Here is an 11,531-nt window from a genome sequence, read left to right as displayed (position 1 = left end):
ACAATGCAGCAGTTACAGAACGTTATTGAGTCCGCCTTTGAGCGTCGCGCCGAAATTACCCCGGCAAATGTGGATACCGTCACCCGCGAAGCGGTGAATCAGGTGATTTCTCTGCTTGATTCCGGCGCGCTGCGTGTCGCGGAAAAAATTGACGGCCAGTGGGTAACTCATCAGTGGCTTAAGAAAGCCGTGCTGCTCTCTTTCCGCATTAACGATAACCAGGTTATCGACGGAGCTGAAAGCCGCTACTTCGATAAAGTGCCGATGAAATTCGCTGATTACGACGAAGCGCGTTTCCAGAAAGAAGGTTTCCGCGTGGTTCCACCTGCGGCCGTTCGCCAGGGTGCATACATCGCACGCAACACTGTACTGATGCCTTCATACGTGAACATCGGTGCCTACGTTGACGAAGGCACCATGGTGGATACCTGGGCAACCGTCGGTTCTTGCGCGCAGATCGGTAAAAACGTTCACCTGTCCGGCGGCGTCGGCATCGGTGGCGTGCTTGAGCCACTGCAGGCCAACCCAACCATCATCGAAGATAACTGCTTCATCGGTGCGCGTTCAGAAGTAGTTGAAGGCGTGATCGTAGAAGAAGGCTCGGTGATCTCCATGGGCGTTTACATCGGTCAGAGCACCCGCATTTACGATCGTGAAACGGGTGAAGTGCATTATGGCCGCGTACCGGCGGGTTCTGTTGTTGTCTCCGGCAACCTGCCGTCGAAAGATGGCAAATACAGCCTGTACTGTGCGGTTATCGTGAAAAAAGTCGATGCGAAAACGCGCGGCAAAGTCGGCATCAACGAACTGCTGCGTACCATCGATTAATCGGGTATAACAAAAAGCGGGGGCCACCCCGCTTTTTTTACATCTGATGGTGGCGAAGATAGATTTTTTCGTTAATTATTCATAGGTTATGTTGAGCTCAAGGGTACCGCTATGTACGATAATCTGAAAAGTCTGGGCATTACCAATCCTGATGAAATTGATCGTTACAGCCTCCGCCAGGAAGCGAACAACGATATTCTGAAAATCTATTTTCACAAGGACAAAGGAGAGTTTTTCGCGAAGAGCGTGAAGTTCAAATACCCGCGTCAACGTAAAACCGTCGTCGCCGATGGCGTCGGCCAGGGGTATAAAGAGGTTCAGGAAATCAGCCCGAATCTCCGCTATGTCATTGATGAACTCGATCAGATCTGCCAGCGCGATCGCACTGAAGTCGATCTTAAACGTAAGATCCTGGATGACCTGCGTCATCTGGAAAGTGTTGTGACCAACAAGATCAGCGAAATCGAATCGGATCTTGAGAAGTTAACGCGCGGAAAGTAAATGCTCTGGTGCGACCTCCCTGTAGGCCGGGTAAGGCGAAGCCGCCACCCGGCACAAAGGTGAGGTTCGTACAGTTAAACGCCCGGTGGCGCTGCGCTTACCGGGCCTACGATCCCGCCACTGGTGCGGTGACCTTGTTGGCCCGGTAAGCGCAACGCCACCAGGCATGAATGACTCACCTTTGCTCATCCAGCTGCAACGCCACATACAGCAACAGCCTGTCATCGAAATTGCCCAGATCTAACCCCGTCAGCTCCGAAATCCGGTTCAACCGGTACTCCAGCGTATTGCGATGAATAAACAGCGCTTTCGAGGTCGCCAGCGGCTGCACGTTATGGCGAAACCAGGCCTGCAGCGTCCGGCGCAGCAGCCCGTTGTTATCCATCGCCTTGAGACGCACCAATGGCCGCGCCAGCTCATTTGCCTGCCAGCCGCCGCGAAGACTGTCGAGCAGCACGGGCAGCATTAGATCCTGATAGAAATAACCCCTACTTTCGGGCATCCGCTGTTTCCCCACCATCATGGTGGTGCGCGCCGTGCGCCAGGAACGGGCGATGCTGCCCGGCCCGGTGAAATAGTTGCCGAGGGCGACGCGAAAACGCAGTTGGCCGTTCTCTTTCATCCGCGCGATAAGCTGCTCAACGCGACGACGATGATCTTCCGCATCCCAGCGGCCAAACTGATTCAGCGCCGGTTTCAGGACCACCATCTCGGTCAGGGACACAATCGCCACCAGGTTATTGCGCTCCGGCGTCGCCAGCGCATTTTGCAGCTGCTGCAGCTCCGCCATCGCGCTGTCCACGCCGAGCTGGCCGCTGTCCACTTCAATCACCGCCACCACGCGCGGCTGATTGAGATCGATGCCCAGACGCTGCGCCCACTCCGTCAGCGCAGGCGTATGCTCTTCGGCCTGGATCAGGTTCATCACCAGCTCTTCGCGCAGACGGCTGTCCTGCGCCAGGAGGTGCATCAGACGCGACTGCTCGAGCATCATCTCGGCGGTCATACAGACCAGTTCACCGTATTTGCGCAGGGATTCCGGTTCACCGGTCAAACCGATGACGCCGACGATCTCCCCTTCGAGGCGCAGCGGCAGGTTGATCCCCTGACGCACGCCGTGCAGGTGCCGTGCCACTGCGTCGTCGATATCCACCACCCGCCCCTGGGAGAGCACCAGAAGCGCGCCTTCGTGCAATTCCCCAATGCGCTCACGATCGCCGCTGCCGATGATTCGCCCACGGGCATCCATCACGTTGATATTGGTATCAATGATGCGCATGGTTCGTGCCACGATTTCCTGCGCCATTTTGGTATCGAGATGCCAGCCAGCCATGTACCCCTCCTGTGAGCAGAGCTCAAGCATAGGGGAGTTCAAAGGGTGTGGCATTGTGCGGATGCACAAAGTCAGGGAGAGAAGTATGGACTTGTGGAAAGGGTCACAGAAACGAAGAAACCCCTGCCTGCACTCAGGCAGGGGTTGGAGAGATTACTGCATTAACAGGTACAGGCTGGTGTCACCACGCTGGATATTCAGCGCCAGCACCGTTGGTTTGCTGTCGAGAATTTTGCGCAGTTCAGCAATGTTTTTCACCGGCTGCTGGTTCGCGCCGATAATCACATCGCCTTTTTTCAGGCCGATACGCGCTGCCGGGGAGCTGGCTTTAACATCATTCACCACCACGCCTTTATCTGCGCCTTTGTTGCTCATATCCGCACCTTCGATGCCGCTAAAGATGGTGCTGGAGTCGACCTGATTCTGGCTGCTCTGCTGCAGCTCCAGGCTCACGTTCACCGGTTTGCCGTCACGCAGCAGGCCGAGGGACACTTTGCTGCCGACCGGCATAGAGCCGACTTCAGCACGCAGCGCCGCAAAGCTGCTGATTGGCTTGCCGTTCAGGGTGGTGATCACGTCACCCGCCTTGATACCGGCTTTCGCCGCAGAGGAGTTCGGCATCACCTGGCTGACGAATGCGCCACGCTGAGCGTCCACTTTCATCGCTTTTGCCAGCTCGGAGTTCAGTTCGGTACCCAGAATGCCCAGCTCGCCGCGTTTCACCTGGCCAAATTCAACCATCTGACCGGTCAGGTTTTTCACCATGTTACTCGGGATCGCAAAGCCGATACCGATGTTGCCGCCGTCCGGTGCCAGGATCGCGGTGTTAATCCCGATCAGTTCACCGTTCAGGTTCACCAGCGCGCCGCCGGAGTTACCGCGGTTAATCGCCGCATCGGTCTGGATAAAGTTCTCGTAGTTTTCCGCGTTCAGGCCGCTACGACCCAGCGCAGAAACGATACCGGAGGTCACGGTTTCACCCAGACCAAACGGGTTACCGATAGCGACGGTGTAATCACCAACGCGCAGGGCATCGGAGTCAGCCAGTTTAATCGCCGTCAGGTTTTTCGGATCCTGAATCTGGATCAGGGCGATGTCAGAGCGCGGATCTTTACCCACCACTTTGGCATCAAATTTACGGCCATCGCTCAGCTGCACTTTGATGGTGCTGGCGTTGTCGACCACGTGGTTGTTAGTCACGACATAGCCTTTCGCCGCATCAATGATCACGCCTGAACCCAGGGCCATGAATTTCTGCTGCTGGCCGCCGCCGTTACCGCCGCCTGGGGCGTCATCACCAGCGCCGCCACCCTGACAGAATGGGGAGCTCTGGAACGGAGAACCGTCCTGGCAGAACGGTGAGTTATCACCGAAGAACTGCTGGAAGTTGCGCGGCATGCGCGGTGTATTAACGGTCGTGCTCCCCTCAACGTTAATACTCACCACCGATGGCATCACTTTTTCGAGCATCGGGGCAAGGCTTGGCATCGGCTGCGCCGTAGCGGCCGACGATGCGGTCTCCGCTGCGGTTGCAGTCAGAGGGGATAACGCTAAACCTAAACTCAGAGCCAGTGCACTCATTGCTAATGTGGTTTTTTTCATGTTCTCAATCTCGATTTACAGATAACGCAAAATTGCTGTGTACGTCAGATTCGTTTTATAGCCCGAAGTTCCGGGATTAAGTTTTTGGAAAAAGTAAAAATTTATTGTTTGTCTTTACAAAACTCATTCATTATTCCACTGCCATCAGGCGGCGGTATTCATCCCAGGCATACAAATCGGTCATGCCGCTGATATAGTCCTGAATAAGACGGCAGCGATAATAATATTCCAGAACCGGCCACTGCACGGATTCGCGATCGATTTTACTGACCGTTTCAACGTAGGCAAGTCGATGACGAGTCGAGAGTTTATGCAGCAACCGCGTTTCAATCGGCAAACGTTTGATGCGATCTTTTTCCACCAGCTCGGTAAAGTCGTCGACAGATAATTGCAGCAGCGGTCGATAGATTTCCAGCAGGCCGCTGATCACCCGATAGCCCTGTAATTCCAGCTGTTCAACATCCGGATGACTGAAGACGTGGCGCATGGCGACATCTTTATACAACTCAAGAAGTTGGCTAAACCCGCTGTCATCTTCCAGCAGCGCATGATTAAACTCACCGCTAAAAATCGCCGGTAAATTGTCGATAAAACGCGACGCCGCGTAGGGCACCAGTTTATTTAAGGTATTGACCCGCAAATACATAAAGAACTGATCTTCCGTACTGCGACTCAATGAATTGGAACGGGATTTTTCCCACGCGTTTTCGACCACCTGAGAAAAGAGCGAGCCTTTTTCATGTTTGCCCCAGGCGTCGTAAAGATGCTGATAAAGCTCCTCGACGCTAAATATTCTTTTCTCAACGGCGTCTTCCAGATCGGCCACGCAATAGGAAATATCGTCAGCGGCTTCCATAATCCACGTCAATGGAAAGCGCCCGTGCGGGGTCAGTGAAAGTTCTTTACGCAGCCTTTCAATATAGCGTTCTTCCGACAAATAATAGCCGGGCTTTTTCATCAAATAGCTGTGCGACGCGGGCGGTTCACCCATCCACCACGCCGGGCGGGTATATTTGAGAATGCAGCCCACCTGCGCCCACGTCAGGTTCATGCGCATCAGGGAGTGCACCAGACGAATCCCCTGGGCATTGCCTTCGAACTGGCAGAGATCCTGACGCACCTTGCGCCGCAGGTCGTTTAAGGCCTCTTCGCCTTCGCGCAGTTTTAGGGCTCTGAAGATGCAGCGGTCTTCGCTCAGGGGCTGACTTGCCGCATCGGACGGGAAAAGTTTCTGTTTGAACCAGTCGTTGATCGCCGCCTCGCCGAAATGGCCGAACGGCGGGTTGCCGATGTCGTGCATCAGGCAGGCCATCTCGACGATGCTTTCGAACGGCCCGGTGAGTTCATCCAGACCGTAGGTTTCCAGCAAACGCTGCTCTTTCAGACGGCTTAAAATCTCTTTGGCAATGTAGCGCCCGACCTGCTGTACTTCCATGGAATGGGTCAGACGCGTGCGGACGGCGGCATTGCGCTCCAGCGGGAAGACCTGGGTTTTTTGCTGCAGGCGGCGGATCGCCGGCGAGTTCACAATGCGCCCGCGATCGCTTTCGAAGATACGCAGGATCTCGTGCTCGCTCTTTTCTCCCTGCGGAGAACGGAAACGACGATGCCAGTTAATTTTATTGCGAAAATCGATTGGTGCCATGAGCTCCCCCGCCTGAGAATGCGTTTCCCCTGATGCGCATGATAGACTATGCATCTTAACAAGGCACATCGCGAGTAAATCTATGAAAATCGGCATTATTGGTGCAATGGAAGAAGAAGTTACGCTCCTGCGTGACAAAATTGAGAACTGTCAGACCCTCTCTCTGGGTGGGTGTGAAATCTACACCGGCCAGCTGAACGGGACTGACGTCGCTCTGCTGAAATCAGGCATCGGTAAAGTGGCGGCAGCACTGGGCGCGACCCTGCTGCTTGAGCGCTGTAAACCGGATGTGATCATCAACACCGGTTCCGCTGGCGGTCTGGCTCCTACGCTGAAAGTGGGCGATATCGTGGTCTCCGATGAAGCGCGCTATCACGATGCCGATGTGACGGCATTCGGTTACGAGTATGGCCAGCTGCCTGGCTGTCCGGCAGGCTTTAAAGCCGACGATAAGCTGATTGCTGCGGCAGAAAGCTGCATCGCCGAGCTGAACCTGAACGCCGTACGCGGCCTGATTGTCAGCGGCGACGCCTTTATCAACGGCTCCGTGGGCCTGGCGAAAATCCGCCACAACTTCCCGCAGGCGATTGCCGTAGAAATGGAAGCGACCGCGATTGCACACGTGTGCCATAACTTCAGCGTGCCGTTTGTGGTGGTTCGCGCCATCTCCGACGTAGCCGATCAGCAATCCCACCTGAGCTTCGACGAGTTCCTGGCGGTTGCCGCCAAACAGTCCACCATCATGGTTGAAACCCTGGTGCAGAAACTGGCGCGTGGCTAAGTTTTCAAGGGCGCTGGTCGCCCTCTTTTTGCTGGCCCCGGCGTGGCTTTTCGCTGCACCGCGAGTCATTACCCTCTCCCCCGCCAATACGGAACTGGCTTTTGCTGCCGGGATCACCCCTGTGGGCGTCAGCAGCTTTTCCGACTACCCACCCGAAGCGAAAAAGATTGAAGAGGTCTCGACCTGGCAGGGGATGAACCTTGAGCGGATCGTGGCGCTCAAGCCTGATCTGGTGCTGGCCTGGCGCGGCGGGAATGCCGAGCGACAGGTCAATCAACTCTCCTCACTGGGCATCAAAGTGCTGTGGGTCGATGCCATCAGCATTGAGCAAGTCGCGCAGGCGTTACGCGAGTTAGCCCCCTGGAGCCCAACGCCGAAAAAGGCCGAACAGGCCGCACAGCAGCTGCTGAACGACTATGCTGCCCTCAAGGCGAAGTACGACACCCCAAATAAAAAGCGCGTGTTCCTGCAGTTTGGCAGCCAGCCGCTGTTTACCACCGGAAAAGGTTCGATCCAGAACCAGGTTCTGGAGGTGTGCGGCGGTGAAAATATCTTTGCCGCCAGCCGCGTTCCCTGGCCGCAGGTCAGCCGCGAACAGGTGCTGGCGCGTCAGCCACAGGCCATTGTGGTGATTGGGAATGCGAGTGAGATTCCGAAAATTGAACAATTCTGGCAAAGCCAGCTAAAAATTCCGGTTATAGCCCTGCACAGTGACTGGTTTGAACGCGCAAGCCCGCGTATTATCCTCGCCGCAAAACAACTCTGCTCTGCCCTCGCGCAGGGCCAGTAATTAACCCTCATCGTCTGAGGATTGAAAAATGCTCGTTTATTGGCTGGATATCCTTGGCACAGCCGTTTTTGCTATCTCCGGCGTTCTGCTTGCGGGCAAGCTGCGCATGGATCCGTTTGGCGTGTTAGTGCTCGGCGTAGTGACGGCCGTCGGCGGGGGAACGATCCGCGACATGGCCCTCGATCATGGCCCGGTGTTTTGGGTCAGAGATCCCACGGATCTGGTGGTGGCGATGGTGACCTGTCTGTTGACGATCGTGCTGGTGCGCCAGCCGCGCCGTTTACCGAAATGGATCCTGCCGGTGCTGGATGCCGTCGGCCTGGCAGTGTTTGTCGGCATCGGCGTCAATAAAGCCTTTATGGCAGGTACTGGCCCGCTGGTGGCGATTTGCATGGGCGTCCTGACCGGCGTCGGCGGCGGGATCATCCGCGATATTCTGGCCCGCGAAATCCCGATGATTCTGCGCACCGAAATCTACGCCACCGCCTGTATCATCGGCGGCATTGTCCACGCGACAGCGTTCTACACCTTTGGCGTTGAGCTGGAAACCGCGGCGATGATCGGCATGGTGGTCACGCTGGTGATTCGTCTGGCGGCCATTCGCTGGCACCTGAAATTGCCGACGTTTGCCCTTGATGAGAATGGGCGTTGAGAGAGGCTGATTTGCCCGGTGGCGCGTTGCTTACCGGGCCTACAAACTGCACTTACCCGTAGGCCGGATAAGCGCAGCGCATCCGGCATTAAATGCTGAACGAAGAACCACACCCGCAGGTGCTTTTCGCGTTCGGGTTAGTCACCACAAAGCGCGAGCCTTCCAGGCCTTCGGTGTAATCCACCGCGCCGCCAACCAGATACTGCAGGCTCATCGGGTCAACGACCAGCGCGACGCCCTGCTTCTCAATCGTCATATCTCCGTCGTTGATCTGATCGTCGAAGGTAAAACCATACTGGAAGCCGCTGCAACCGCCGCCGGTAATATATACGCGCAGTTTCAGCTCCGGATTATTTTCATCCGCAATCAGGCTTTTCACTTTAATGGCTGCTGCTTCGGTAAACTGCAACGGCAGCGCTACGTCATCACTCATTTTTTGCTCCCATGAATACTGCTACTGAATCGGATTAAAAAACATCCAATTCTTTTTTTCATTATCTAATACCCTGGTAATTCATTCAAGTATTCTGCTTCTCAGCCAGTGCCGCCTCCTGCTTCGCCAGAGTACGAGCAAGAATAGTGGAGTATAACGGCTTTCCGCCCAGGAATTGGGCTAATAGTGTCGCGCCGAGACAGGTAATGATCATTGGCAAAATGAGCTGATAATTGTCCGTCATCTCGAGAACCAGCACGATGGCGGTCAGCGGCGCGCGCAAAGAGGCCGCCAGCAGCGCGCCCATTCCGGCGATCGCAAAGGTTCCGGCCTGCAGTTGATACGCCGGGAATCCAGCGGCAGCGACCATGCCAAACGCGGTGCCGAGCAACATCCCCAGCGCCAGCATCGGGGCGAAAATGCCGCCCGGCGCGCCGGATGAGAAACAGAGTAGCGTTGTCACTACGCGGAAAATAAACAGAAACAGCAGCATGCCGAGGCTAAAATTCCCCGCCATGGCGATAGGGATCAGGCTAAACCCCCCGCCCGCCGAACCCGGCTGGATCACACCCAGCACGCCGCACAGGCCACCGAGCACACCGCCGATCAGCACCCACTTCGTAATATTCCCGCCATGAATGCGCTGGAACATATCCTGGGTTTTGAGTACCAGGAAGTTAAACAGCGGCCCCAGCACCCCGAAAATCATCCCCAGGATCAGATACAGCCAAAGTGTATTCACCGGCGCATTGGTGAGTTTACCCACCTCAATCACCGCCGATTCGCCGTTAAAAATGCGGAACACGATGCTCGACATGATCACGCCGGTGAAAACCGCCTTGATCGAGATAAGGTTGTAGCGAAACTGCGGGCGCATCTCTTCGATGATAAACAGGATCCCGGCCAGCGGCGCGTTGAAGGCCGCCGACAGCCCTGCCGCCGCCCCGGTTGCCAGCAGCGTATGACGCGCTTCGCCGCTGCGCATGCGGAAAATATCCCCCACCATGCGTCCGATATTCCCGCCGAGCTGCACCGTTGGCCCTTCGCGCCCCAGCACCATCCCCGCCCCGAGCGTGCCCATCCCGCCGATAAATTTGACCGGAATGACGCGCCACCAGCGCACCGGACGTAACTCTTCCAGCGCCCCTTCGATTTCAGGAATGCCGGACCCGCCCGCCTCCGGGGCGAATTTACGCACCAGGAAATAGCCGACCATCGCCAGCACAGCCGACAGGCCAAACGCCAGCGACCACAGCAGCCACGGGTTATCCGCCACGCCACCGAGGGTGCCGATGCGCCAGTTCTGAACGCCATTCACGGCTTTCTCAAACGCCACGCCCACCAGCCCGGCGAGGGTCCCGACCACCGCTGCCGCCACCAGGATCATCAGCGGGGTTTTATCGCGATTCAGTAAGCGTCGGACGCTGTCCCGACGGCGACGGCGCGCAAATTGCTGTTCTTCAAAAGAGGAGTTTTCTGCTGTCATCTGGGATTCTTATATTGGTCATACAAATAACGCAGGGGATTTTAAAGCCCCTGACGCCGCCCGTCGCCTGAAAAATCCTTAACAATTGTTTAGGATCATGCGGGCAAAAATTTTATAACGTCTGGCGAATCCCTTAGAATAGCTGGCTTAACCCTTTTCTACGAACCAGGAACGACGCTATGAGTAAGTCTGAAAACCTCTACAGTGCTGCACGCGAACTCATCCCAGGCGGGGTGAACTCCCCTGTTCGCGCCTTTACCGGCGTCGGCGGCACGCCGCTGTTCATCGAACGTGCGGACGGCGCGTATCTGTACGATGTGGATGGCAAAGCCTATATCGATTATGTCGGCTCCTGGGGTCCAATGGTGCTGGGTCATAACCACCCGACCATCCGCAACGCGGTAATTGAAGCGGCACAGCGCGGTCTGAGCTTCGGCGCACCGACCGAGATGGAAGTGAAAATGGCGGAGCTGGTGACCGAACTGGTCCCGACCATGGACATGGTGCGCATGGTGAACTCCGGTACGGAAGCGACCATGAGCGCGATTCGTCTGGCGCGTGGCTTTACCGGCCGCGACAAAATCATCAAATTCGAAGGCTGCTACCACGGCCACGCCGACTGCCTGCTGGTGAAAGCCGGTTCCGGTGCGCTGACCCTCGGCCAGCCGAACTCTCCGGGCGTCCCGGCGGATTTCGCCAAGCACACCCTGACCTGCACCTATAACGATCTGGACACCGTTCGCGCCGCCTTCGAGCAGTATCCGCAGGAGATCGCCTGCATCATCGTGGAACCAGTCGCGGGTAACATGAACTGCATTCCACCGCAGCCGGAATTCCTGCCGGGCCTGCGCGCCCTGTGCGACGAGTTCGGCGCGCTGCTGATCATCGACGAAGTGATGACCGGCTTCCGCGTCGCGCTGGCGGGTGCCCAGTCTTACTACGACGTGGTGCCGGACCTGACCTGTCTGGGCAAAATCATCGGCGGCGGTATGCCGGTGGGCGCCTTCGGCGGACGTAAAGACGTAATGGAAGCCCTGGCCCCAACCGGTCCGGTTTATCAGGCGGGTACGCTGTCCGGTAACCCGATTGCGATGGCCGCCGGTTTCGCCTGTCTGACTGAAGTGGCGCAGCCGGGAATTCATGAAACCCTGACCGATCTGACCACGCAGCTGGCAAACGGCCTGCTGGAAGCCGCAGAAGAGAAGGGTATTCCGCTGGTGGTGAACCACGTCGGCGGTATGTTCGGTATCTTCTTCACCGATGCGAAAACCGTGACCTGCTATCAGGACGTGGTGAAGTGCGACGTTGAGCGCTTTAAGCGCTTCTTCCATCTGATGCTGGAAGAAGGTGTGTATCTGGCACCGTCGGCGTTTGAAGCGGGCTTTATGTCGGTGGCGCACAGCGAAGAGGATATCAACAACACCATCGACGCGGCGCGCAAGGTGTTTGCGAAGCTTTGAGTTTGTCTTTGCCGGGTGGC

11 protein-coding genes are annotated in these 11,531 nt (G+C 56.5%); 6 read left to right on the top strand and 5 right to left on the bottom strand.

The features are described 5' to 3' along the window. The first annotated feature begins 3 nt into the window (after nucleotides 1-3). Nucleotides 4-828: a 2,3,4,5-tetrahydropyridine-2,6-dicarboxylate N-succinyltransferase gene (gene dapD, locus U9O48_RS04155; RefSeq protein WP_282491704.1), complete on the top strand. Its 825-nt coding sequence runs from the start codon at nucleotides 4-6 to the stop codon at nucleotides 826-828. A gap of 111 nt (nucleotides 829-939) precedes the next feature. Further along, a complete protein-coding gene (locus tag U9O48_RS04150) occupies nucleotides 940-1,329 on the top strand; it encodes a DUF3461 family protein (RefSeq protein WP_100777563.1) in 390 nt (129 codons plus the stop codon). A gap of 175 nt (nucleotides 1,330-1,504) precedes the next feature. Here the strand turns inward: U9O48_RS04150 and cdaR are convergent, their stop codons facing one another. The 3 genes from cdaR to dgt all read right to left on the bottom strand — a co-directional run bounded on the left by cdaR (nucleotide 1,505) and on the right by dgt (nucleotide 5,909). Beyond that, nucleotides 1,505-2,662, bottom strand: a complete 1,158-nt coding sequence (gene cdaR, locus U9O48_RS04145; protein WP_012016110.1) for a DNA-binding transcriptional regulator CdaR — start codon at nucleotides 2,660-2,662, stop codon at nucleotides 1,505-1,507. A 153-nt stretch (nucleotides 2,663-2,815) separates the two neighbouring features. After that, nucleotides 2,816-4,264 (bottom strand): serine endoprotease DegP, encoded by a 1,449-nt coding sequence (gene degP / locus U9O48_RS04140; RefSeq protein WP_285145963.1) that lies wholly within the window; start codon nucleotides 4,262-4,264, stop codon nucleotides 2,816-2,818. Between the two features lie 130 nt (nucleotides 4,265-4,394). Next, nucleotides 4,395-5,909 (bottom strand): dGTPase, encoded by a 1,515-nt coding sequence (gene dgt, locus U9O48_RS04135; protein WP_285150685.1) that lies wholly within the window; start codon nucleotides 5,907-5,909, stop codon nucleotides 4,395-4,397. An 82-nt stretch (nucleotides 5,910-5,991) separates the two neighbouring features. Between dgt and mtnN the strand changes: the two genes are divergently transcribed. From mtnN to U9O48_RS04120, 3 genes are read left to right on the top strand one after another with little or no spacing between them, the layout of a single operon-like run. After that, nucleotides 5,992-6,690: a 5'-methylthioadenosine/S-adenosylhomocysteine nucleosidase gene (gene mtnN, locus U9O48_RS04130; RefSeq protein ID WP_100777567.1), complete on the top strand. Its 699-nt coding sequence runs from the start codon at nucleotides 5,992-5,994 to the stop codon at nucleotides 6,688-6,690. Continuing rightward, on the top strand, nucleotides 6,683-7,480 hold the full coding sequence (btuF, locus tag U9O48_RS04125) for a vitamin B12 ABC transporter substrate-binding protein BtuF (protein ID WP_282491700.1): 798 nt from the start codon (nucleotides 6,683-6,685) through the stop codon (nucleotides 7,478-7,480). The genes mtnN and btuF overlap by 8 nt, the downstream gene beginning before the upstream one ends. Nucleotides 7,481-7,508: 28 nt before the next feature. Further along, on the top strand, nucleotides 7,509-8,132 hold the full coding sequence (locus tag U9O48_RS04120) for a TRIC cation channel family protein (RefSeq protein WP_282491699.1): 624 nt from the start codon (nucleotides 7,509-7,511) through the stop codon (nucleotides 8,130-8,132). An 88-nt stretch (nucleotides 8,133-8,220) separates the two neighbouring features. Here U9O48_RS04120 and erpA read toward each other — a convergent pair whose 3' ends face one another. Together erpA and clcA are read right to left on the bottom strand one after the other, a co-directional pair. Then, entirely contained in the window at nucleotides 8,221-8,565 is a 345-nt protein-coding gene (gene erpA / locus U9O48_RS04115) for an iron-sulfur cluster insertion protein ErpA (RefSeq protein ID WP_100777570.1), read from the bottom strand. Nucleotides 8,566-8,650: 85 nt separating this feature from the next. Next, nucleotides 8,651-10,051, bottom strand: coding sequence for a H(+)/Cl(-) exchange transporter ClcA (gene clcA, locus U9O48_RS04110; protein ID WP_324723581.1), 1,401 nt, complete (start codon nucleotides 10,049-10,051; stop codon nucleotides 8,651-8,653). 179 nt (nucleotides 10,052-10,230) lie between these two features. On the opposite strand from clcA, the gene hemL reads away from it, so the two are divergent. Further along, a complete protein-coding gene (hemL, locus tag U9O48_RS04105) occupies nucleotides 10,231-11,511 on the top strand; it encodes a glutamate-1-semialdehyde 2,1-aminomutase (protein WP_282491697.1) in 1,281 nt (426 codons plus the stop codon). Nucleotides 11,512-11,531 lie beyond the last annotated feature (20 nt).

It is taken from the genome of Lelliottia sp. JS-SCA-14, from assembly GCF_035593345.1.
Lineage (GTDB): Bacteria > Pseudomonadota > Gammaproteobacteria > Enterobacterales > Enterobacteriaceae > Enterobacter > Enterobacter wanjuensis.
Note: the sequence above shows the minus strand (reverse complement) of the source record. Positions and strands in the feature narration are given on the sequence as shown.